Consider the following 24161-nt stretch of genomic DNA (forward strand, 5'->3'; position numbering starts at 1 on the left):
CGGGGTGATCTCAGTGAAACTTGCTCATGTATTTCAGCGCGACCCGAGCGACAGCCCAGCCTAGGAAAATCCCCAGCGGGATCCAGATCATCGGGTTCATCAGCGCCTCGGGGTTGAGGTTGATGATGACCACCGCAATCAGCCCGCCAAGGGCGGGGAAACCGAAATGAATGATGCTTTCAAGCCCATCACGCAGATTACTCATGATCTTTCCTCTCTGTCCCACCGATCAAGGTGCCCATTCAGCTGAGCCTCCTCGTATCTCAGGGCGAATTCCTTTTGTTCGAGCTCGCTCAACTCTTTTCGCAACGCTGACGCTTTCGCCATCTTTCTTTTGTTGATCCGCACACGGACAATCACCCACAAAACAGCAAAAACAGCAGCTCCAACAATTGCCAAAATAGGGGTATGAGCCACGCCCAATCCCCCAAGGAAGAAGCGCAAGGCCAGCCAAACCGCCAACGTGACAGCAATGGGACCTGCTGTTTCAAAGCCATGATGGCGGCTTAAAGCAGTTTCCTGATGCCCATTTGTGCCATTGCGGTTGCGCATTTACCCCACCGATCCTTCCAGTGAAATCGCCACAAGTTGTTGGGCTTCCATGGCAAATTCCATCGGCAGCGCCTGCAGAACTTCCTTGGCAAACCCGTTTACGATCAGCGCCACGGCCTCTTCTTCGTCCATCCCCCGCTGGCGGCAATAGAACATCTGTTCTTCGTCCACCTTCGAAGTTGTCGCCTCATGCTCGACCCGCGACGAGTTGTTCTTCACCTCGATATAAGGCACCGTATGCGCCCCACATTTGTCACCAATCAGCAAGCTGTCGCACTGGGTATAGTTGCGCGAGTTTTTGGCTTTCGGGTGCATCGACACCAGACCCCGATAGGTGTTCTGTGCTTTGCCTGCCGAAATCCCTTTCGACACGATGCGCGATTTGGTGTCGCGGCCCAGATGCACCATTTTGGTGCCGGTATCGGCCTGCTGGTAGTTGTTGGTGATCGCGATCGAATAGAACTCGCCCTGGCTTTCAGCACCGCGCAGGATGCAAGACGGGTATTTCCAGGTCACTGCGGAACCGGTTTCCACCTGGGTCCACATCACTTTTGACCGGTCACCCCGGCAATCAGCCCGCTTGGTCACGAAGTTATAGATGCCACCCTTGCCGTTTTCATCCCCGGGGAACCAGTTCTGAACGGTCGAGTATTTCACCTCGGCATCTTCTTCGACGATGATTTCCACCACCGCGGCGTGCAGCTGTGCGGTGTCGCGTTGTGGCGCTGTACAGCCTTCCAAATAGCTGACATAGCTGCCTTTATCGGCAATGATCAGCGTGCGCTCGAACTGGCCGGTGTTTTCCGCGTTGATGCGGAAATATGTGCTGAGCTCCATCGGGCAGCGGGTGTTGGGCGGGATGTAGACGAACGACCCGTCCGAGAACACGGCCGAGTTCAGCGTCGCATAATAGTTGTCCGACACCGGGACCACCGAGCCCAGATATTTCTTCACCAGCTCGGGATGCTCTTTGATCGCTTCTGAAATCGAGCAGAAGATCACGCCCGCTTTTTTAAGCTCTGCCTGAAAAGTCGTACCAACGGACACGGAGTCAAACACAGCATCCACCGCAACCTTACGCCCTTCGGCAGGCATGTCCTCAGCGCCTTCAACACCGGCAAGGATCATCTGTTCTTTCAGCGGAATTCCCAGCTTCTTGTAGGTCTCCAGCAGCTTGGGATCCACGTCATCCAGCGATTTCGGCTTTTCTTCCATCGATTTCGGCCGGGCATAGTAATACTGGTCCTGAAAATCGATTTCCGGATAATTCAGCAACGCCCAGCTGGGTTCCGCCATCTTTTCCCAACGCTGGAACGCGGCAAGACGCCATTCGGTCATCCATTCGGGTTCTTCGTTCTTTTCGGAAATCAGGCGCACGATATCGGGGTTCACGCCCTTGGGCGCATACTCCATCTCGATCTCGGTTTCCCAACCGTACTTATACTTTCCGGCAAGTGATTTGACCGCCTCGACGGTTTCCTCTTCCACGCCTTCCTTGACGTTCAGTTCATCAATACCGGACATCTCACCCTTTCGATCCGCCTGAGCCCTTGCGGGCGCGGAATTTTCCATATTCCCGACCCCATGCATCTGCAAATGCAAGGATCTGTTCCTCACTTGTATCAGGGCCAATCGACACGCGAACCGCGCAAGACGCCAACCCTTCATCATAGCCCATCGCCCGCAGAACTGCGCTCGATTTCACTTTCCCAGACGAGCAGGCAGATCCGGCCGAAATGGCAAAACCCGCCAAGTCCATCACCATCACCTGCGTCTCGCCCTTCCAGCCGGGCGTGATGAAACAGGAGGTGTTGGGAAGCCTGTTTTCGGCTTTCCCGACAAAAATAGTGTCTTTTTCCGATTCCGCAATGGCGTTTTCTAGAATCTTTCTAAGTTCTGCGACTCGTTCGCAAACACCATTCTCCAGATCAAGCTGAGCCGCTTTAGCAGCCGCCGCAAACCCACTGATCCCAATCAGGTTTTCCGTTCCAGAGCGGCGCCCCATCTCTTGCCCGCCGCCCTTGATCTGCGCCGCGATATCGGTGCCACGTTTCACAATCAACGCCCCGATCCCCTTTGGCCCACCCAACTTATGGGCCGAGACAATCGCCATATCCGCCCCACACCAATTGAACGCAAAGGGGATTTTACCAAATGCCTGCGTCGCATCGGTCAACAACAGCCCGTCCGGCAAGGTCTGGATCACACCCGTTTCCGAATTGGCCAGTTGCAAGGCAGATTTCGCCGGGTCGGTCACCGTTACTGAACCATTTTCAGACACGTCCAGATCTTCGCTGCACCAGGACCGCACCGCATCATGCTCCACCCCCGCGCAATGCAGCCCCTTTCCCGAAAGCGCCAAAGCCGCGGCCTCGGTCGCCGAGGATGTAAAGATGATATCGGCGCCTTCCGCCCCAAGGGCAGCTGCCAGATCTTTCCGCGCGCGTTCCATCATTCCCTTGGCGGCGCGCCCTTCGCTGTGAACAGACGAGGGATTGCCGACAAGATCCATGGCCCGAAGCATCGCCTCACTCGCCTCGGGACGTAAAGGCGTGGTTGCGTTCCAGTCCAGATAGGTTCGGGTCATAGGCTCCATTCCTCGGTAACTGCACGCGATTTCATGCGCTCCAGCAGATCCAAAGCAAAATCAAGACGAAGCTCGTAATTCGCACCAGCGTCCAGATTGTCCGGAACATCATCCCCAACAGCGTTTATGGCGCTGCGAATTACAGCACCGCTTAACGGAACAAAGTCAGGATCCATCTTGGTCATCCAGTTGATCAACCGACCTCCTACCCATGTTTTCCGACGATGCGCTTCCAGACCATAGCCAACGCGCCGCGCAAGGTGGATAAGCGACAATTCCTTTGACATATAACATTTGTCGGCCGCGTCACTGAACCGCGCACCAAATCGAAGCAGAGGTGACATATTGCGGGCCGCCTCTGTCGCTTGTCTTGCAAGCCCCGGCGCCTGGCTGGTCGCACTGAGACGAATACGCGGCAGACCACTTAACCCCACAAAAGTGGTCATTCGTCATCCACCACGGCAAACAGCGTGGGAACTGCGGGGCATGGGGTCAGTTCGTTCTTCACGACATCAGACAACCGGGTCTGGTGCAGGAACACATAGACATGGGCGGACAGACCTTCCCAAAGACGGTTGGTCATAGATTGCGCACGCGACCCGGACGAGGCCCCCGACGCCCCAGCCCCCTTGTGCAGCGCTGAAACAGTTTCATCAACCGCAGCCAGGATTTCGGCCACGCGAATATCGCTGGCAGAGCGCGCCAGACGATACCCGCCGCCCGGCCCCCGCACACTTTCCACCAGCTCCGCCCGACGCAGCTTCACAAAAAGCTGTTCGAGATAAGGTAGCGAGATATCCTGACGTTTTGACAGATCTGTCAGCGACATCAGCTCACCCGCAGGCATCATCGCCAGATCTGCCAGCGCCACCATGGCATACCGGCCTTTGGTCGAAAGTTTCATCACTGCCCCCTATCTGTCGCCGTCAATCCGCGCCAAAAACATTGACCTTGACCGCGTGGGCCACTAGGTCACTAAAGACGTGCTTGCTCAGGGCTTTGCACCCGAGACTTGCGCACCCCGTATTATGGCGCGCGCCCCAACCCGTCAAGGATTGCAAAGGGGCCTGCGGACAGGAGAGAGCAAAACGAATGCCCGAAGTGATTTTTCCCGGCCCCGAAGGCCGGCTCGAAGGCCGCTACCACCCGCAAAAAACAAAAGATGCCCCGATTGCCATTGTCTTGCACCCGCATCCACAATTTGGCGGCACGATGAACAACAAGGTGGTCTACAACCTCCACTATGCCTTCCACAAAATGGGCTTCAACGTCCTGCGGTTCAACTTCCGCGGCGTGGGGCGTTCGCAGGGGGAATATGATCAGGGCGTTGGCGAACTGTCAGATGCGGCCTCGGCGCTGGATTACCTTCAGTCCATGAACCCGAACGCCAAACATTGCTGGGTGGCCGGATTTTCCTTTGGGGCCTGGATCGGCATGCAATTGCTGATGCGCCGACCGGAAATAACTGGTTTCGTTTCCGTGTCCCCTCCTGCAAACATGTATGATTTCAGCTTCCTGGCCCCCTGCCCCAGTTCGGGCCTGATCCTGAATGGCACCAATGACCGCGTGGCCCCACCGGCGGACACCCATGCGCTTGTCGACAAACTGCACGAGCAAAAGGGCATCACCATCACCCACACGGAAATCGAAGGCTCGGGCCATTTCTTTGAAGAGCCGCACATGGACACCATGATCACCTGCGTGGACGAATATGTGCGCCGTCGCCTGACCGAAAACACGCGCTGAACGCGGACAGATTCCAAAATTAAAGGGGTCGGAACATGGATTTTCTGGAACAGGTTGCTGACGAGCTGGCAACAGATGTTTTGAAAGTTGTGGACGCAACCGGTGATGAAAGCATTATCACCCGGATCAAGAAAGAAGTCGGAATCTCCTCAACCACTCTGGAAGAGGCGTTCATGACCGCAGTCAGGGTGCGCCGTGCGGAAGTGCGCGGCCGCGCCCTCTTGCGGGAAATCGCAAATGACGCCCTGTCTGAACGCGAAACTCCAACCGAGGAATAAATCCGGACATCGGAAAAGTGAAGAACCCGCGGGCCATAGGATGGCGCGCGGGTTTTAAACTTTTAGCGGTTGCAAAATCCTGATCAAATGCGGTTTCTGTTTGACGATCGACGCGGAAATATGGCCATTTTGCCCTAATTCCCGTCCCCCCTCAGGCCCGTTACAAGCCGATGCCGGTTCTCAAATTCTCGTGAGATTTCGGGGCTAGATAAAACTTTAGATTAAATCACAATAACCCAAAGATACCCCAAACTAACCAGATAGGTAGACGTAACTTTGTCATGATTGTGGCAGAATTTTGACTGTAATTGGGAGCCGATTTTTCACGGCACTTCCTTCTCCGGTCAGCTTCCGAGCTCCGAAGTTTTTTTGAAATAACTTTCTTTTTACGGGGGGTAGAATGTTTAGAACCAGAACATCCACGCTAAGCATGCTCGCTGCTGGCATCATGCTTATTGGATCTGCACAAAGCAGCTTTGCAACTGAATGTACGTTTAAAACGCATCGGGCATCCCTTGATGCAGATATCTTGTGCGGCTGCACAAGTGTGACGACAAAGCTGCTGCGGCACATTCAGAGAAGTGACGACTTTCTCACTATTCTTGAAAAAACAAGCGCGCAATGTCCCGCCTTTGCGAATGCGTTGAACGCATTGCCAACGGCAACGATTCCATCTGCATTGCCCGACTACGATGATGAACCCAACCAAAAGCCTGGCGGCGGCGGTAGCGGCGGCGGTGACGGCGGCGGTGACGGCGGCGGTGACGGCGGCGGTGATGGCGGCGGTGATGGCGGCGGTGACGGCGGCGGTGATGGCGGCGGTGACGGCGGCGGTGACGGCGGCGGTGATGGCGGCGGTGATGGCGGCGGTGATGGCGGCGGTGACGGCGGCGGTGATGGCGGCGGTGATGGCGGCGGTGACGGCGGCGGTGATGGCGGCGGTGATGGCGGCGGTGACGGCGGCGGTGATGGCGGCGGTGATGGCGGCGGTGACGGCGGCGGTGATGGCGGCGGTGACGGCGGCGGTGACGGCGGCGGTGACGGCGGCGGTGATGGCGGCGGTGACGGCGGCGGTGACGGCGGCGGTGACGGCGGCGGTGACGGCGGCGGTGACGGCGGCGGTGATGGCGGCGGTGACGGCGGCGGTGACGGCGGCGGTGATGGCGGCGGTGACGGCGGCGGTGACGGCGGCGGTGACGGCGGCGGTGATGGCGGCGGTGATGGCGGCGGCAATGGCGGCGGCAACGGCGGCGGCAATGGCGGCGGCAATGGCGGCGGCAACGGCGGCGGCAATGGCGGCGGCAATGGCGGCGGCAACGGCGGCGGCGGCGGCGGCAACGGCGGCGGCGGCAACGGCAACTCGGATTCCACAAACGGGAACTCAGGCAATTCCAGCGGGAACGGTGGCTGCACGAGCGGTGGAAACCAAGGCAAAAACAACTGCTAAGTCAAACAAACAAAACGGGCGTAGCAAATGCTACGCCCGTTTTCTGTCTGAACCGTTTTTTGGGTGTGAAGACTATTGAAAGGTCTTAACCACCTGCGAAGACATTGACCCAGCGAGCAGGATTGTTCGGATCCTGCATCCGCAAAAACACATAACGGGTATCCTGCCAGCTTCGAATCTTATTCGTCACATTGTCCAGGATCAGATCCCCTTTGGCCGAACGATACACAAGAACCGCATGAGAATTGCGTTTTCGGTCAAGAACCGTTGCGATCAAAAGGCGTTGCGGCGAAATCCCCTGCCCGATCAGCGCGTGTTTCTTTGCAAGCGCATAATCCTCACAGTCGCCACCAAGCCGGGAAGGCATGGTCCAGCGCTCCGCAACACCATATTGCTTCTGATCATCCACTGGGCGGATGGTCCGATTGACATGCGAATTGATCTGTCGGACCACCTTCATCTCACCAGGGCTAACGGCGCGATCCGCCGAGCCGGTGGAGCAGGCCCATCGATATGTTTGACACAGAGTTCTGGCGCCCGGAGGGGCCGCAACCTGCCCCTTGTTCGGGACAAAATAGCCACCAGCTGCGGTTGCGACCTCGGCCCCGCCGAGCATAACCGCACCAACGGCCACGAAAATCATGGATTTAACAGCGCTTGCCACGCGCAATCTGCCCCCCGGCATTACATACTGCTTCATGTCTCTATCCCGCTCCTTGCCTTGCACCTCATACTTAAATGGCTTGGCGTCAAAGGGTTCATTTCATGACAAGTTCCCCTGTCAGGAGTTAAGATAGAGTGTAAATTTGTCCAAAAATGGGCCTGTATGCGGCCAGATAGCTGCATTTGTGCGTTTCTGGCTACAATACTTTTTCCTAAGCGCGGATTGTTGCCGATTTAAACATGCAATCACACATGCAATCGGAATGGCTCACAGCTGGTAGATCTCATAAAACTTGCTTTCCAGATAGCTCAACAACGGCTCAACCGTTATGGAAGATCCGGTTGCATGCGTGATGGTCGCAACCGGTTCACGAAGGCCGCCGTATTTCTGAAGCTTTTCCCTCAACCACCCTGTCGCATATGTGGCATGACCTTTTGCTAGCTGGGCCTCCAGATCGGGCAGATCCGCACACAGGGCCTGGTAAAGACATCCCGCGTAAATATTGCCCAAGGCATAAGTTGGAAAATAGCCAAACAACCCGACGGCCCAATGCACGTCCTGCAACACTCCATTTGAAGCTTTGTCGACCTCGTATCCGAAGTCCGTTGCAAAGCGCGCATTCCAGGCATCTTCCAGATCGGCAACATCGAGATGCCCGGTGATCAACCGGCGCTCAAGATCAAAGCGCAACATCACATGCAGGTTATACTGAACCTCATCCGCCTCGGTTCGGATAAAGCCTTTGTTGATCCGGTTGACGGTTCCGTAAAACGCCTCAGCGGATGACGCAGGGGCCTTACCAAATGCCTTTTCCATCTGCCCAAACAGGTAGCCCGTAAACGCACGCGACCGGCCGATCTGGTTTTCGTAAATCCTCGACTGGCTTTCATGCACCCCCATTGACACGCCTGTGCCCAGAGGCGTGAAGAGATGCGTTTTGTCGATGCCCAGTTCGTAACAGGCGTGGCCCACCTCGTGTATGGTCGAATAGAAACAGTTGAACGGATCTTCTTCTGCCGTGCGGGTGGTAATGCGAACATCTTGCCCCGAGCCGGACGAAAACGGATGAACCGCCTTGTCCAACCGGCCGTGATCGAAGTCATACCCAAACTTCCTGGCCAGTTTGCGCGCCAGTTTCATTTGCTTCTTGGCCGCGTAAGTGCCGATGAGGGCTTCCGGCTGCCGATCGGCGCCAAGGGCGGCATCGCGCAACGCCACGAGGCGCGGACGCATGGCATCAAACAGGGCCTGGATCTCTGTCCCTGACGTGCCCGGTTCATAGCCCTCCAGAAGCGCGTCATAGAGATCTCCGCCATCCGCAAGAGCCGCGGCGCGCTCTCTCTCCAGCTTGACAACTTGTTCAAGAACAGGACGGAAGGCTTTGAAATCATTTGACGCTCGAGCGTCTGCCCAATGCCGTTGAGCCCCGGACGTCACGCGGGCAATTTCGGTTGCGAGCGCCTCGGGCACGCGGGATCTGCGGGTAAAATCCCGGCGGATATGGCGCAGGTTCGCGCGCTGAGTTTCATTCAATTCCTCTTCATCAATGGCCGCCAACCATTCGCCAATTCGCGGATCCGTTCGGCGTTGATGCAGGATCTTCTCAAGCACGGCCATTTCCTCGGCCCGCTGATTGCCCGCACCATCAGGCATCATCGTTTCCTGATCCCAGCCCTGGCGCCCCGCGACCTCACCCAGCGCATTTGTATCTCGCTGAAAGCTCATCAAATCATTGTAGTTTTTCATATCAACCTCTTACGGATTGCTCGTTGGGATAGCCGGACATGAACCGGGCATTCAGGATCAGAACAAAGGACAGGATGGCACCAATCTGATGGGTGATGGCCACATGAAGCTGGGCTGCCTGCAACACGGTGGTAATGCCAAGAACGGCCTGTGCCAGCACCATGACTGCGACCAGAGAAAACGCCAGTCGCGTATCCGCATTGGGGGACCGGCGTGATGCGCGCCAGACGATCAGGACAAACACCACCACCAGATAGCCCACCATCCGGTGCATGAACTGAACCAACCCGGCATTTTCAAAGAAATTTCGCCAGATCGGAGAGATTTCAAACGCATCAGGCGGAAAAATCTGTCCCGCCATCCAGGGCCAGTCCACAAAGCTGCGGCCAGCATCAATACCCGCCACCAGCGCGCCCAGCAGGATTTGCAGGAACGCGAGGTGTAACAGCCCGGTGGACAGGCCCCAGAGCTTCCCCTCACGCGCACGACGCGCCGTCATCAGCTTGGCAGCATCGCGCCCAAGGGAAAGAAGATACCATGAAATCAGCCCAAGGATCAGAAAGGCAAGCCCGAGATGGATCGCCAGACGGTAAGCCGCCACATCCACCCGCTCCCCTGTCAGCCCCGAGGACACCATCCACCAGCCGATTGCCCCCTGCAGCCCGCCAAGGGCACCAAGCCCAAGGAAACGGGGCCCCCAGCCGGTGGGAATGGATTTCGTAACCAGCAAAAGCAGGAAACCGACAGCCCAGACCAGACCAATAAAACGGCCCAGCTGACGGTGCCCCCATTCCCACCAGTAGATCTCTTTGAATGCGGCCAGATCCATATGGCTGTTTTGTAGTTTGAACTCCGGGATCTTCTGGTATTTCTCGAACTCCGCACTCCATGCGGCCTCGGACATCGGGGGGAAGGCGCCGGTGATCGGCGCCCATTCGGTGATCGAAAGCCCCGAATCCGTCAGCCGGGTCAGCCCGCCGACCACAACCATTGCCGCCACCAGGACAAACAGCATCGCCAACCAGATCCGAACCAGACGACGATTTCCGCCCGAAGCACCGCCACGATCAATGCCGCCGGTTCGGGCTTCGGGCTTGGCGCCCTGTTCGCTCACGTCTTCGAATATGCTGCGGGGCTTGGGCATGTTGAGCTCTCCTTGATCTGGCGATTGGGGCCGGTCGCGAGTTTGCGCGATACTCCTTTATGTAAACCGGAAAGTGAAGAGCGAAAGCACGGCGGCGTTCTCTGGCCCTGTCATCTGGCCCTGTTCGAAATTCCACCCATTTCACCGCCAACAGCCGGGCTTTTGGTTGCCCCCCGCACCTCGCCGATGATATAGAGGGACGATCAAGATATTGTGTGAAACGCACCAGAACGGCGGACAACGTGAGCGATACTCCCGAAAATCCTGAAAACACAGGCGAAATGCCCCCTGAACGCCCCATCTATGACGGGCCGCAAATCTCAATCGAAGAGGAGATGAAAACCTCCTATCTCGACTATGCGATGTCGGTCATTGTCAGCCGGGCGATCCCGGATCTGCGCGATGGGTTGAAGCCGGTTCATCGGCGCATTCTTTATGCAATGCATGAAACCGGCAACAGCCATGACAAGCCATATCGCAAATCGGCCCGCCCGGTTGGCGATACGATGGGGAAATACCACCCGCATGGGGATTCAGCCATCTATGACGCATTGGTGCGAATGGCGCAGCCGTTCTCCATGTCTCTGCCGCTTCTGGATGGTCAGGGCAACTTCGGGTCGATGGACGGCGATAACCCGGCGGCAATGCGCTATACCGAAGTGCGGATGGACAAGCCCTCGGCTTCACTGCTGGCCGATATTGAAAAAGATACGGTGGATTTCACCGATAACTATGACGGCAAAGACCTGGAACCCACTGTTTTACCTGCACGTTTTCCAAACATGCTGGTCAATGGTGCTGGCGGGATTGCGGTCGGTATGGCCACCAATATCCCCCCACATAACCTGGGCGAAGTGATCGACGGCACTCTGGCGCTGATCGAGAACCCCGATCTTTCTTCCGAAGGGTTGATGGAATATATCCCCGGACCGGATTTCCCAACCGGCGGCATCATGCTGGGCCGTTCCGGCGCCCGCAAAGCCTATACCGAAGGGCGCGGGAGCGTGATTGTCCGGGCGAAATCGCGCATCGAGGAGATCAGGAAAGATCGCTACGCCATTGTTCTGGATGAGATTCCATATCAGGTGAACAAGGCGACACTGATTGAGAAAATTGCCGAAGGCGTGCGCGACAAGCGGCTTGAAGGCATTTCCTCGGTCCAGGATGAGTCAGACCGGATTGGTGTGCGCGTTGTGGTAGAGCTGAAACGCGACGCGACCCCCGAAGTGGTGCTGAATCAGCTATTCCGTTACACGCAGATGCAAACCTCGTTCGGGTGCAATATGCTCGCGCTGAACGGGGGGCGCCCGGAACAGCTCACCCTGCGCGATTTCTTGAGCCATTTCATTACTTTCCGCGAGGAAGTTGTCACCCGACGCACCGCTTTTGAACTGCGCAAAGCGCGCGAGCGCAGCCATATCCTCTGCGGTCTGGCCGTTGCAGTTTCCAATGTGGACGAAGTTGTCGCCACTATCCGCGCCTCGCAGGATCCCGCAGATGCCCGCGAAAAACTGATGACCCGCCGCTGGCCCGCCCATGACATCGCGGAATATATCCAGCTGATCGACGATCCAACCCACAAGATGAACGAGGACGGCACCTATAACCTGTCGGAAACGCAGGCCCGCGCCATTCTGGAGCTGCGCCTGCAACGCCTGACGGCCATGGGTGTGAAAGAGGTGACGGACGAACTTCAGGAACTTGCTGCAAAGATCCGGGATTATTTGGATATTCTGCGGTCTCGTGAACGGATCATGTCGATTATTTCCGGTGAATTGACCGAGGTGCGCAACCAGTTTGCGGTGCCGCGCCGCACCGAGATTGTCGACTGGTCGGGCGATATGGACGACGAGGACCTGATTGAACGCGAAGACATGGTGGTCACGATCACCGCTTCCGGCTGGGCCAAACGCACCCCTCTTGCCGACTTCCGCGCTCAAAAGCGGGGCGGCAAAGGTCTGTCCGGCATGCAGACCAAAGACGAGGACGTGATCACCAACCTCTTCGTTGCCAACACCCATACGCAGCTTCTGTTTTTCACCGATGATGGCATGGCCTACAAGCTGAAGACCTGGCGTTTGCCGCAAGGCGGCCGCACGGCGAAAGGCAAACCGCTGGTCAACATCCTGCCAATCCCAACCGGAGTGTCGATCGCCGCAATCATGCCGGTGGATCGGGATGAAAAGGAATGGAACGACCTGCAGGTGATCTTTGCCACGTCCAAAGGATCCGTGCGTCGCAACCGCCTGTCTGATTTCACCAATGTGAAAGCAAATGGCAAAATTGCGATGAAGTTTGAAGGCGACGACGAAGGCACCCGCCTGATCAACGCGCGAATTTGTGATGAGAATGACGACGTTATGCTCGTTACCTCATCCAGTCGCGCCATTCGGTTCCCGGTCACGGATGTGCGCGTTTTCAATTCGCGCAGCTCAACCGGTGTGCGGGGGATCAAGCTGGTCAATGAAGGGGACGAAGTGGTTTCGATGTCGGTGATCCGTCACTTTGACGCCACCCCGGACGAGCGCAACGCCTTTATCAAACGGTTCCGGACTGAACTGGGGGCAGATGAAAGCGATGCGGGAGAAGAGCTTTCGGGGGACCTGTCGGAAGAGCGGTATCAGGAAATGCTGGCTGCCAATGACCTTTTGGTCACGCTGAATGAAGGCGGGGCTGGCAATTTGACCTCGTCCCATGATTACCGCGTCAGCGGCCGTGGTGGCCAGGGTGTCGGCGCGATGAAAGGTGGCAATATCGTTGCCTGCTTCCCGGTCGAGATCAGCGATCAGATCATGCTCGCCACGTCGAAAGGCCAGTCCATCCGCTGCCCGGTCAACGGGATTTCCTTCCGTTCGCGGGCCGCTGGTGGCGTGAAAGTGTTCAACACCGGCAAGGGCGAAAGCGTCGTATCAGTGGCACGGGTTGTGGAAAGCGACGACGAGGAGGTCCAGGTGGATGCGCCTGCGCCCCACGAAACGCAGCCTGATGAGGCACAATCCAGCGATCTGTCGTAAGAAGCCGGCCGGGTTGCCCCGGCCCTTCACGCCAAACGCAGCCGTTTCGCCCCAAAAACAAGACCGGCACAGGTTTTCACCTGATGCCGGTTTTTCTTATGGAGCACCGCCCTTTCCACGCGGTCTCCCGAGCGACACGCCTATTCCAAAGCGTTTCGCGAAAAACCTGCCACAAGAGTTCGGCGCGTAACGCACGAAACCTGTTGCGTTTCGCACACGCGGGGCAGGATTTATGGTTCATTTCCAATTGGATGGTTCTCCACATCGCCAATCTTCCCTAAGGGAAGCTGGAAAACATTGGGGATAATATGAAACACACAATCGCAATCACCGCCCTTGCCACCTTCGGGACATTGGGGGCTGCTCATGCGGGCAGCCTTGGGACTGTCGAAGTCGAGCCGACCGTAGACGTTATGCTTGAAGAGACAGCTCTGCTGACCTACGGCCAGTTCAAATTCGAAACAACGATCTTCGACGAAGGATCTCTGACCTCACTGACGGGAGCAATGGATCTTGATTTCGGTCGCATCGAGGCGTCGATTGATGGCAGCACGCTCAATTTCGGTTTTGGCAGCGAAACCATCCTGACCGGCAAACTGGCCTTCGAAGTTGTAGAGGGGGCCGCTCTCTATGTTCATGGCAGCAAATTTGCCGGAGAAACCGTCAAAGGTTTTGGTGCGGATTACCAGAATGATCGCTTTGGCATCAGCTTTCAGCAAAACACGATCAACGAAACCGACCTGAACATTTTCTCGGGCCTTTTCAATATCAACGACAACACAACTGTTTTTGGATCCGTCACATCGGTTGAGGATTTCAACTTCCAGTCCGTTGGTGGCCGTTTCGACAACGGTTCCTTTGGGATTGCGGCCGCAACCGCTTGGGGGGAAGAGTTTGAATACGGGTTCAGCTCGCTTGCAGCCACCTATCAGATCCGTCCGAATATTGGTCTGGTTGCCTCGGTTCAAACCACCAATGACAACTGGTTTGACTACGGTTTCTTTAATCTCGGCGCCGCTCTCGACCTGAACGAACATGTCGCCATGGAAGCCCATTACGCCAAGGGCCTGTCGGAGTTTCAAGAAGACAGCTTCGGCTTTGCGCTTGTCGTTCAGACCGGTGACACCCGCAAACGCGTGATCGACCAGGTGATTGAGCTGAACAAAAGCGCCCTTGGCGTATCCGGTGTGGATTTCGGAACAAATGGTATCAGCCAGATCGAAGGTCCGGCTCTTGGCAGCCTGTTTCTGTTCGGCCCGGTCTGATCGGCCCCACACGAAAAACGAAACTCCAAACACCCGCCGCGTCCTTCGGCGGGTGTTTTTACATCAGGACAAGATGCAAGGCTTGCCCGCCCCCCATCACGCCTCTATATCCCCCCACATGACTGACAAAACACTTCATATCGTGGGTGGCGGCATGGCCGGGTCCGAAGCCGCCTGGCAAGCAGCCCAAATGGGCGTGGATGTGGTGATCCACGAAATGCGCCCAAAGGTGGAAACCTTCGCCCATCGCACGGGCGATTTTGCCGAAATGGTTTGCTCCAACTCGTTCCGTTCCGACGATGATGAACAAAACGCTGTTGGTCTTCTGCATTGGGAAATGCGCCAGGCCGACGGGCTGATCATGTCCACGGCCGACAAACACCGCCTGCCAGCCGGGGGCGCCCTGGCGGTTGACCGTGATCCTTTTGCGGCCGATGTGACCGCTCAGTTGCGCGCATTGCCCAACGTTTCCGTGGAATATGGTGAGATCACCTCGCTCCCCGATGAGGGAAACTGGATTTTCGCCACCGGCCCGCTCACATCCGCTGCCCTTGGCGAAGCGATTGCCCATGAGACCGGCACCGACCGGCTGGCCTTTTTCGACGCCATCGCACCGATTGTCTATGCAGACAGCGTGAATATGGATGTGGCCTGGCTACAGTCCCGCTACGACAAGGGCGAGACGGAAGAAGAGCAGAAAGCCTATCTCAATTGTCCAATGACAAAAGGCCAGTATGAGGCGTTCATCGACGCCCTTCTGGCCGCGGACAAGACCGAATTTCACGAAGGTGAAACCGCCACCTATTTCGACGGATGCCTACCGATTGAAGTGATGGCAGAGCGCGGGCGCGACACGCTGCGTTTTGGTCCGATGAAACCTATTGGCCTCACCAATGCGCACAAACCCGACGAGAAAGCCTATGCTGTGGTTCAGCTTCGCCGGGATAACACCTTGGGAACGCTTTATAATATCGTAGGTTTCCAAACCAAGATGAAATATGGCGCACAGACCGAAGTCTTCAAGATGATCCCGGGGCTTGAAAATGCCAGCTTCGCCCGTTTGGGAGGCATCCACCGCAACACGTTCATGAATTCTCCCACGTTGCTCGACAATCAGATGCGCCTGAAATCGCGCCCCAACCTCCGGTTTGCCGGACAGGTGACCGGCGTCGAGGGCTATGTGGAAAGCGCGGCCATGGGGTTGCTCGCTGGTCGTCTGGCCGCAGCCGAGATCCTCGGCTTGGACCTTCCAACCGTTCCACAGGATACCGCAATGGGCGCGCTTATCCACCATATTACCGGTGGGGCCGAAGCCAAAACATTCCAGCCAATGAACGTCAACTTTGGCCTGTTTCGCCCGGTGGACGGGCTGAAAGGCGGGCGGCGCGGCCGCAAGGATCGCTACAAAGCCTATACAGATCGGGCGAAGGAAAAATGGACGGACTGGCTTTCAAACTTCTCGTAAGAACGTGATGTAAATGACTGATTTTATAACACGTTTCGCACCCAGCCCAACCGGCCCCTTACATCTGGGGCATGCCTTTTCCGCCCTGCTCGCCCATGATGTGGCCCGCGCAAATGGTGGGGCCTTTTTTCTTCGGATCGAAGATATCGACAGCACACGGGCACGGTCCCATTGGGAAGATCAGATCTATGAGGACCTCAACTGGTTGGGGATCTCCTGGGATGCGGAACCGATACGCCAGTCAGATCGCCTTCCCGCTTATCAAGCGGCGCTCGACACCTTGTGGAAGCGCGGCTTGGTTTATCCCTGCACCTGCTCGCGCAAAGACATCCTTGCCGCCGGCTCCGCCCCGCAAGAAGGTGCGCCCCCCGCATTTGGCCCGGACGGGTTGATCTATCCGGGCACCTGCCGCCAAAAGCCGCGGCCAGAAGTTATGCCCGAAGGCACGGCGTTGCGCCTGGACACAAGCCGCGCCGTTGACCTCCTCACCCAGGCAGGCGAGAGCAGGCTGCATTTTACCGAAACCGCCGCTCGGGATTTGAATACCCAGGTTCCGCTTCAGGACATGATCGCAAATGTAGGAGACATCGTTCTGTCTCGTCGGGACTTTCTTGGGTCCTACCACCTTGCCGTGGTGCTCGATGACGCCACACAGGGCATTACCCACGTGATCCGGGGCGAAGATATCGCGCCCGCCACCCAGATACACGTCCTGCTGCAAAAGCTGTTCAACCTGCCCACCCCAACCTATTGCCACCACAGGCTGATCCGCGATGAGGCGGGCAAACGGCTCGCCAAGCGAGATGACGCGCGCGCTATCGCCAAATACCGAGAAGACGGTGCAACCCCGTTGGACATCCGCAAATTGGTCGGGCTCTAAAAACCGCCCCCCTTTTTCTTGCCAAAAATACCTCGGGGGTCCGGGGGCAGCGCCCCCGGCACATTGTTGCAGTCACGCCTCCGGCGCCATCAACTCAACCTGTTGTCCCTCACGCACCGCCGTATAGAAACAGGAACGCCGATTGGTATGACAGGCCGGACCTGTTTGACGGACCATCACCAGAAGACAATCCTTGTCGCAATCGAAACGAAAATCCACCAACTCCTGCACGTGCCCTGAGCTCTCCCCCTTGACCCAGAAGGATTGCCGCGATCGCGACCAATAGGTCACCTTCCCGCTTTCCAGCGTGCGTTCAACCGCTTCTTGGTTCATCCAGGCCATCATCAGAACGTCACCAGATACCGCATCCTGAGCAATTGCCGGCACCAACCCGCGTTCGTCGTATTTCAAAGCTTTCGCGTCGAATTGCATGGCCCGTCCTTTCCATTTTTTGTTCAGCCTCTTATGTAAGGGGCTGCACGGCCCGACACCACCACCCGTTTCAATGCATTTGCGTCAGAAAGCAGAAATATGAGCGACAGCGACCTGATCAAACTCTATTCAAAACAAATCCTCGCATTGGCATCGCAGATCCCTCATGTCGGACAGCTGACCACACCGGAAGGCGAAGCCAAGGTGCGCTCGCCGCTCTGCGGATCCACGGTGTCTGCGCAGGTGGTCATGAAAAATGGGAAGGTTGCTGACTTCGCACAGAATGTCAAAGCCTGCGCACTGGGACAAACCTCGGCAGCTCTGCTTGGAAAAGTCGTGATCGGGTTGGAAAAAGAGGTGATTCAACGCGGTCGTGACCAGTTGGCCACCATGTTGCGTGACCAGGGCCCCGTCCCCGCCCCGCCCTTTGAGGGTTTCGAAGTCCTGATCCCGGCGCGGGATTACCGCAATCGCCACGCCTCAATTCTTCTGGCTTTTGACGCAGTGCTACAGGCGATCGAAAATTCTGCCGAAAGTTAACCGGATTTCAAAATTCATTGGCTAGCACGGTTTTGTCCAACGGAGATGAAACGTGCTAGAAAACCAGAACTTCGAGGCAAATCCTTCAGCCCCTCCCTTACAACAAATATCCGAAGATGACCTGTCGTTCCTTGCAGAAAAAGGATCGAGGCTTGCCCATGATATCGTGGACATTGCCGGATTTCTCTCTGATGTAGACGAGAAAAGCACGCTCCAGCTGAACTCGATCTCGGTCCTGTCTGCGCAGGCGCATGAGGTTGCAAACGCAAATCGTCACGTCAGAAGTGCGATGCAAACCCTGCTGGAAAGCGCCCAGTCGACTTTGGCAACCGTGGAAGGGTCAACCGACAAAATCCGTCAAAGTGCAGAACAGTCCAAAGATATCGCCGGTTGGGTGAAAAACCTGTCAGCGCAGATGAGTGAAATGGCGGCATCTCTTTCATCGGTTCTCTCTGCAAATGAACAGATTGCGACCATCGCTGCCCAGGTCAATATTCTTGCGATCAATGCAAAGATCGAAGCGGCTCGCGCCGGGGACAAAGGCCGCGGCTTTGCAGTGGTCGCAGAGGCAATCAACGAACTGTCCGGCAAAACGGCCAAGTCGGCGGCATTGATCTCGGAAAATGTCATTGGTCTTTCCGAACAGATCAACAAGCTCAATACAGAAACCAACCAGATCGAGGCAACGGCAGAAAAAGTCCTGAAAGACAGCCAGAAAACCGATACGGCAATGGGGCAGATTGCCGAGGCTGCACAGGCATCAAGCACTCAGACCGAAACAATTATGGTAGAAGCAGGAAAAGTCCGCGAAGCGGTCGACACCTTTCTGCCAACCTGCGCGCAGCTCGAAAGCTCGGTGCGCGAAACGGCGGCGGATGTGCATCTTGTCACCGAAAAGGCAAACACGCTGATCGACGCATCTGAAGGTATCGTGCAGTCCACGGTGGCATTGGGCGGAGAAACAGCGGATCGCCCCTACATTGAACGTGTGCGCAAAGACGCAATCCGCGTGTCTGAGCTTCTGAGCCACGCCGTGTCCTCAGGCCAAATCAGCGAAACAGATCTGTTTACCCGACGATATGTCAAAATTCCCGGAACCAACCCTCAGCAGGTCCGGGCACCTTTCACCGAACTGACCGACCGACTTTTGCCAGCAATCCTGGAAGACACTCTGAACAGTGACCCGGCCATTGTGTTCTGCGCCGCTGTGGACGATCAGGGATATCTGCCCACTCATAATAAGAAATTTTCACAGCCACAGGGGAACGACCCGGTCTGGAACACAGCCAATTGCCGAAACCGTATCATTTTCAATGATCGCGTGGGGTTGAAGGCCGGGCGATCAAAAGGTCCCTTCCTTTTACAAGTCTATCGTCGGGATATGGGCGGAGGCGAATTTGTACTAATGAAAGATCTCTCCGCCCCTATTTTCGTAAATGGAAGACATTGGGGCGGGTTACGTTTGGGCTACAGGGCTTGATCGGAATTGCAAAAAAGCGAGTTCCCGATAAAAAAGCCGCCGCACTTCTTTTCAGAAGGCGGCGGTAGAATGCGGATCAGATCATTCCGGTCGTGGAGTGGGATAGAGGCAAACACTCCGGTTTGGGACAGGTGACGGGCAGTGAACCGTCTCAGCATCGGATTGGGACAGGATGCTGTACCGGGTGATCCGCAAGGCAGACAATGGAAATATCACACCAGTCCAGGCAGATGGAGAGACGCAAAAAGGATGATGACAAGAGAAACACACCCCATCAGATCCTGCAAAATCGTTGCGGATGACCGGGACAATACTTCCATAACCTGTTTCATCATAGCTGCTCCTCCTGCTCTCATCATGTGATATTAACCTTTGTTGCTATTTTGTTCTCATATCATACCCTTCATGTAAAGAACTTTTTAAGAACATTTGTGAACTTTTGGCGAAGAAATCACTAACCCACTGAAATCAAACGAATTGCCTGATCTTGGCGCATCAACCACAGAAGAACGCGCGCCGCATGGCCACGTTCCGTTTCCAAACCGGGGTCATTTGCCAGCAAAAGCCGCGCATCTTTTTGCGCCACCGCCATAAGTCCAGACTGATGCTCCAGATCGGCAACCCAGAACTGAGGAAGTCCAGATTGGGCTGTCCCGATCAGATCCCCTGCCCCCCGCATCTCCAGGTCCGCTTCTGCGATCACAAATCCGTCCTCAGTATCTCGCATCGTCGCCAAACGCTTTTCGCCTCCCGCGGTCAGCGGTGGCTGATACAACATCAGACAGGTCGAAGCAGCCTGCCCGCGCCCGACCCGACCGCGTAACTGGTGCAACTGGGCAAGGCCAAAATGCTCCGCCCCTTCAATCACCATGATCGTCGCATTGGGAACATCGACCCCCACCTCGATCACAGTTGTTGCCACAAGCACCTTCGTCTCACCGCGTTGGAACCGGGACATGGCCTGATCTTTCTCGTTCCCTGCCATTTGCCCATGCACCAAGCCGACATTGCCTTCCCCCAATGCTGCGCGCAGATGCTTGAACCTTTCTTCAGCTGCCGTCAGGTTCATGACTTCGCTTTCATCCACCAGAGGGCAGACCCAGTATGCCTGAGAGCCGGTCTCGATCGCAGATCGCAGTCGGGCCACCACCTCTTCCAGACGGCCGGACGGAACCAACACTGTCTTGATCGGTTTGCGACCCGGTGGTTTCTCATCCAGAACCGACACATCCATATCGCCATATTGGGCCAATGCCAGGCTTCTGGGGATAGGCGTGGCCGTCATCACCAACACGTCAGCCGCGATTCCTTTTTCCCCGAGCTGCATACGCTGCGCAACGCCGAACCGGTGCTGCTCATCCACAACAGAAAGCCTCAGATCATAAAATTTGACATCCTCCTGAAACACCGCGTGCGTGCCAACCAGAATATGAATGTCTCCACGCGCCAAGGCGTCAAGTTTTGCACGCCGTTCGCTTCCTTTGTCGCGCCCGGTCAGGATCTCGACAACCACACCTGCGTGCTCCGCCAATGGACGGATCCCCTGCAGATGTTGGCGTGCCAGAATTTCTGTCGGGGCCATCATGACACCCTGCCCGCCGGCTTCGACCGCAATCAGCAACGCCAAAACCGCCACCAGAGTTTTCCCTGCCCCGACATCCCCCTGCAACAGACGATTCATCCGGTTGCCCGATGCCATGTCCTCCGCGATTTCCTTCACCGCCCGAATTTGGGCTTTGGTTGGTTCATATGGAAGATGTTCAAGAACCCTGTTTTGCAGCTTACCGGTTGAAAGGCTGACCTGCCCCACACCCCGCCGCACCTTGGACCGGGCCAGCGCAAGCGTTAACTGATGTGCAAACAGTTCGTCATAAGCCAGACGGCGCCTTGCAGCAGACAGGGGGGACAGATCATCTGGCCCGCTTGGGGCATGAGCTTGCCGCAACGCATCTTGCCAGTCAGGCCAATGTTCCTTCGCCTTCAACCCCGGATCAATCCATTCCTTGAGGACTGGCATACGCGACAAGACTTCTCCAACCGCCCGCAACATAAGTTTGGATGTCACCCCGGATGTCAGCCGGTAGACCGGTTCAAAATCGGGAATCTTACCAACTTCCGCTGGTGTCACGATGAAATCCGGATGCGCAATCTGCAACTGTCCGTCAAAGGCCTCGACTTTGCCGGAAACCACCCGTTTCTCACCAACTGGCAGCTGTTTGTTCAGCCAATCCCCATTTGCATGGAAAAAAACCAATGTGAAACTGGTTAGGGCATCACGCACCTCAACCCGATATGGGGCCTGTCTGCTGCGCCCCGGACGATGCGCCACCACCTCAATTTCAATTGTGGCCACCGCTCCCGGCTCAACCTCGGCAACCGAGGCGCGAAACTTGCGATCCACACCTGAGTAAGGCAACGAAAACAATAAGTCGCGCGGGGCATCAATTTTCAACACGCCAAGAGCTTTTGCGGTTTTTGCACCGACTCCCCCCAGGCTTTCCAATTCAGAAAACAGGGGAAACAGGATTTCCGGGCGTGCAGTCATGTCATTTTCCCTCAATCAACGCCAGCCACGCATCCTCATCCAGTATTTCGACCCCCAACTCAGCGGCTTTTCGCGCCTTGGACCCGGCACCGGGACCGGCGACCAGAATATCGGTTTTTCCGGATACCGAACCGGAGACCTTTGCCCCCAATCCTTCGGCACGTGACTTGGCTTCGGCACGGGTCATTTTTTCTAATGTGCCTGTAAATACCACGGTTTTCCCGGCAACAGGGCTTTCAGACTGGGGCAATTCGGGGGGCAAAATGGACAAATGCCCAACCAACGCTTCGAAAACCTCTCGTTCTGCCGAGTTGGCAAACGCATCGGACAAAGACAGGCCGACAGTGGCGCCGATTCCATCAATGCCGGTCAATTCATTCCAGGCGGTCACAGAATCTGACGGGACGTTACAGCCCGCAACAGCCGCGTCGCGCGCCGCCTTGATTCTGGCCCGGCGATTCTGTTGGCTGGCCTGACGCCTTTCGTCTTCTTCGGCCAGATCTGCAGCCCGATATGCCTGTGCTGCCGGGCGGGCCATATCAACCGTTTCGGAAAGGGCCTGCCAACTCCGGAAGTGTATGGCCAGATCGCGTGCAGCGACCTCGCCTACATGGCGGATCCCCAACCCGAAGATCAATTTGGCCAGTGGGATAGAGCGTTTGGCCTCAATAGCGGCAAAGAGATTGTTTGCTGAGACCTCTCCCCAGCCCTCCCGGTTTTTCAGTTTTGAAAGGCTGCCCGCATCACGGGTTTGCAAGGTGAAGATGTGGTCAGGCCGCGTGATTGGCAGTGCATCATCCGCGTAGAACATTTCAATTTGCTTCGCCCCCAAACCATCAATGTCAAACGCACCGCGAGAGACAAAGTGTTTCAATTTTTCAATAGCTTGCGCCGGACAAATAATCCCCCCTGTACAGCGGCGCACGGCATCACCCTCTTCCCGGACGGCAGGAGAACCGCATTGCGGGCAGGTTTCGGGAAAGACGTAGGGCGTTGCTCCCTCTGGGCGTTTATTCAGGTCAATATCAGACACTTTCGGGATCACATCCCCCGCCCGATACACTTGAACCCAGTCCCCTATGCGAATGTCCTTCCCGCCTCGGATTTCAGCCCCGTTATTATCTTTGCCATTTATGTAGTCTTCATTGTGCAATGTTGCGTTGGAAACCACCACGCCCCCCACGGTCACAGGGGCCAGTCGGGCAACCGGGCTCAGCGCACCAGTTCGCCCAACCTGAATGTCGATATTTTCCAATCGCGTCCACGCTTTTTCTGCGGGAAACTTATGCGCAATTGCCCATCGCGGCGTTGTGGACCGATACCCCAGGCGGGTCTGATATCCGAGGTCGTCCACTTTGTAGACCACCCCGTCGATATCATAGGCAAGCGTGGCACGTTGCGCTTCGATCAATTGATAATGGCTTAACAGTTCTGCAACAGAGCTACAGATCTTGGTCAGCGGATTGGTCTGAAATCCAAGTTCTGACAAGCGTTGGATTGCGTCACTTTGTGTCTGCGCCAAGGGCGAAGAACACTCTCCCCAGGCATAGGCAAAGAAACGCAACGGTCGTGACCGGGTAACGGTTTCATCAATCTGGCGCAATGAACCTGCCGCGGCATTGCGCGGGTTGGCAAACACTTTTTCACCAAGCGCGCTCTGCCGCGCATTCAGGGCTTCGAAATCTGCATGTGACATGTAGACCTCGCCGCGAACCTCCAGGATATCCGGTGCACCGACCAAGGCATGTGGAATATCGGGAATGGTCTTGGCATTGGCGGTGACGTTTTCGCCAATTTCTCCATCGCCACGGGTCGCGGCATAAATGAGTTCCCCATTTTCGTAGCGCAACGACAGCGACAAACCGTCAATTTTGGGTTCGGCCGTGTAACTCAGATCCGCATGGTTCTGCAGACCAAGAAACGACCGGATTCTGTCATCAAACTCCCTTACATCCTCATCGGTGAAGGCATTTCCCAACGACATCATACGCTGCACATGGCGGATCTTTGAAAACCCGGCTGCTGGCTGAGCCCCCACCTTTTCACTTGGACTGTCAGTGCGTTTTAAACTGGGAAATCGGGTTTCAATCGCTCTATTTCGCGTCTTGGCAGCATCATACTCCGCATCGGAAATTTCTGGGGCATCTTCCGTGTGGTATTTGATGTTCGCACGATTGAGCAGATCAGCAAGCCGTTTCAGTTCCTGCTTAGCTTGATCTTGTTCCAGATCCTGGACAGAAATTTTGGACAGGTCTGGCGTCATGGTTCAGCTCCGAGTTGGTCTTAATTTCTCTCACTTAAAACGGAGCGACAACCAAGGTCCAGCTTCTTCCGGCAAGCACATACGCGCAGACCAGAAAACTTGGTCACATAGAA

21 protein-coding genes are annotated in these 24161 nt (G+C 56.2%); 9 read left to right on the forward strand and 12 right to left on the reverse strand.

What is annotated here, in order from left to right; genetic code table 11:
* Positions 1-10: 10 nt before the first annotated feature.
* The 6 genes from K3J57_RS06700 to iscR are packed head-to-tail and all read right to left on the reverse strand — an operon-like array spanning position 11 to position 4043.
* The gene (locus K3J57_RS06700) at positions 11-205 is read right to left on the reverse strand and encodes a hypothetical protein (RefSeq protein ID WP_259794596.1); all 195 of its coding nucleotides are present in this window, start codon (positions 203-205) and stop codon (positions 11-13) included.
* Positions 202-552, reverse strand: coding sequence for a hypothetical protein (locus K3J57_RS06705; RefSeq protein ID WP_259797618.1), 351 nt, complete (start codon positions 550-552; stop codon positions 202-204). The genes K3J57_RS06700 and K3J57_RS06705 overlap by 4 nt, the downstream gene beginning before the upstream one ends.
* A complete protein-coding gene (gene sufB / locus K3J57_RS06710) occupies positions 553-2076 on the reverse strand; it encodes a Fe-S cluster assembly protein SufB (protein WP_259797620.1) in 1524 nt (507 codons plus the stop codon).
* Between the two features lies 1 nt (position 2077).
* On the reverse strand, positions 2078-3139 hold the full coding sequence (locus K3J57_RS06715; protein ID WP_055192123.1) for a cysteine desulfurase family protein: 1062 nt from the start codon (positions 3137-3139) through the stop codon (positions 2078-2080).
* The gene (locus K3J57_RS06720) at positions 3136-3585 is read right to left on the reverse strand and encodes a hypothetical protein (RefSeq protein ID WP_259794603.1); all 450 of its coding nucleotides are present in this window, start codon (positions 3583-3585) and stop codon (positions 3136-3138) included. The genes K3J57_RS06715 and K3J57_RS06720 overlap by 4 nt, the downstream gene beginning before the upstream one ends.
* The gene (gene iscR / locus K3J57_RS06725; protein ID WP_173487124.1) at positions 3582-4043 is read right to left on the reverse strand and encodes a Fe-S cluster assembly transcriptional regulator IscR; all 462 of its coding nucleotides are present in this window, start codon (positions 4041-4043) and stop codon (positions 3582-3584) included. Before iscR ends, K3J57_RS06720 begins: the two co-directional genes overlap by 4 nt.
* Before the next feature lie 188 nt (positions 4044-4231).
* Between iscR and K3J57_RS06730 the strand changes: the two genes are divergently transcribed.
* The 3 genes from K3J57_RS06730 to K3J57_RS06740 all read left to right on the forward strand — a co-directional run bounded on the left by K3J57_RS06730 (position 4232) and on the right by K3J57_RS06740 (position 6689).
* Complete coding sequence (locus K3J57_RS06730) at positions 4232-4885, forward strand: alpha/beta hydrolase (protein WP_055192119.1); 654 nt, start codon at positions 4232-4234, stop codon at positions 4883-4885.
* A 35-nt stretch (positions 4886-4920) separates the two neighbouring features.
* Positions 4921-5163, forward strand: a complete 243-nt coding sequence (locus K3J57_RS06735) for a hypothetical protein (RefSeq protein ID WP_055192117.1) — start codon at positions 4921-4923, stop codon at positions 5161-5163.
* A gap of 692 nt (positions 5164-5855) precedes the next feature.
* Positions 5856-6689 carry a hypothetical protein gene (locus tag K3J57_RS06740; RefSeq protein ID WP_259797621.1) on the forward strand — a complete coding sequence of 278 codons (834 nt, stop codon included), beginning with the start codon at positions 5856-5858 and terminating at the stop codon, positions 6687-6689.
* Between the two features lie 6 nt (positions 6690-6695).
* Here K3J57_RS06740 and K3J57_RS06745 read toward each other — a convergent pair whose 3' ends face one another.
* From K3J57_RS06745 to ctaA, 3 genes are all read right to left on the reverse strand, one after another.
* Positions 6696-7310, reverse strand: a complete 615-nt coding sequence (locus K3J57_RS06745) for a transglutaminase-like cysteine peptidase (RefSeq protein WP_259786835.1) — start codon at positions 7308-7310, stop codon at positions 6696-6698.
* 231 nt (positions 7311-7541) lie between these two features.
* Positions 7542-9020 (reverse strand): carboxypeptidase M32, encoded by a 1479-nt coding sequence (locus K3J57_RS06750; RefSeq protein ID WP_259797622.1) that lies wholly within the window; start codon positions 9018-9020, stop codon positions 7542-7544.
* A 1-nt stretch (position 9021) separates the two neighbouring features.
* Entirely contained in the window at positions 9022-10164 is a 1143-nt protein-coding gene (ctaA, locus tag K3J57_RS06755) for a heme A synthase (RefSeq protein WP_259797623.1), read from the reverse strand.
* Positions 10165-10406: 242 nt separating this feature from the next.
* On the opposite strand from ctaA, the gene gyrA reads away from it, so the two are divergent.
* From gyrA to gluQRS, 4 genes are all read left to right on the forward strand, one after another.
* Positions 10407-13178, forward strand: a complete 2772-nt coding sequence (gene gyrA, locus K3J57_RS06760) for a DNA gyrase subunit A (protein ID WP_259794615.1) — start codon at positions 10407-10409, stop codon at positions 13176-13178.
* 308 nt (positions 13179-13486) lie between these two features.
* Positions 13487-14443, forward strand: coding sequence for a hypothetical protein (locus tag K3J57_RS06765; RefSeq protein ID WP_259797624.1), 957 nt, complete (start codon positions 13487-13489; stop codon positions 14441-14443).
* 118 nt (positions 14444-14561) lie between these two features.
* Positions 14562-15908, forward strand: coding sequence for a methylenetetrahydrofolate--tRNA-(uracil(54)-C(5))-methyltransferase (FADH(2)-oxidizing) TrmFO (gene trmFO / locus K3J57_RS06770; RefSeq protein ID WP_259797625.1), 1347 nt, complete (start codon positions 14562-14564; stop codon positions 15906-15908).
* Between the two features lie 13 nt (positions 15909-15921).
* Complete coding sequence (gene gluQRS / locus K3J57_RS06775; protein ID WP_259786841.1) at positions 15922-16788, forward strand: tRNA glutamyl-Q(34) synthetase GluQRS; 867 nt, start codon at positions 15922-15924, stop codon at positions 16786-16788.
* A 72-nt stretch (positions 16789-16860) separates the two neighbouring features.
* Here the strand turns inward: gluQRS and hisI are convergent, their stop codons facing one another.
* Positions 16861-17220 (reverse strand): phosphoribosyl-AMP cyclohydrolase, encoded by a 360-nt coding sequence (hisI, locus tag K3J57_RS06780; protein WP_173487115.1) that lies wholly within the window; start codon positions 17218-17220, stop codon positions 16861-16863.
* 99 nt (positions 17221-17319) lie between these two features.
* Here hisI and K3J57_RS06785 point away from each other — a divergent pair, with 99 nt between their 5' ends.
* Positions 17320-17760 (forward strand): iron-sulfur cluster assembly scaffold protein, encoded by a 441-nt coding sequence (locus tag K3J57_RS06785; protein WP_259786842.1) that lies wholly within the window; start codon positions 17320-17322, stop codon positions 17758-17760.
* A 166-nt stretch (positions 17761-17926) separates the two neighbouring features.
* On the forward strand, positions 17927-19240 hold the full coding sequence (locus K3J57_RS06790) for a methyl-accepting chemotaxis protein (protein WP_259797626.1): 1314 nt from the start codon (positions 17927-17929) through the stop codon (positions 19238-19240).
* A 454-nt stretch (positions 19241-19694) separates the two neighbouring features.
* Here the strand turns inward: K3J57_RS06790 and recG are convergent, their stop codons facing one another.
* Both recG and ligA read right to left on the reverse strand, forming a co-directional pair.
* Positions 19695-21785, reverse strand: a complete 2091-nt coding sequence (gene recG / locus K3J57_RS06795; RefSeq protein WP_259794627.1) for an ATP-dependent DNA helicase RecG — start codon at positions 21783-21785, stop codon at positions 19695-19697.
* Position 21786: 1 nt separating this feature from the next.
* A complete protein-coding gene (gene ligA, locus K3J57_RS06800) occupies positions 21787-24048 on the reverse strand; it encodes an NAD-dependent DNA ligase LigA (protein ID WP_259794629.1) in 2262 nt (753 codons plus the stop codon).
* Positions 24049-24161: the final 113 nt, after the last annotated feature.

The sequence above is a fragment of the Aliiroseovarius crassostreae genome (genome assembly GCF_025137635.1).
Taxonomy (GTDB): Bacteria; Pseudomonadota; Alphaproteobacteria; order Rhodobacterales; family Rhodobacteraceae; genus Aliiroseovarius; species Aliiroseovarius crassostreae.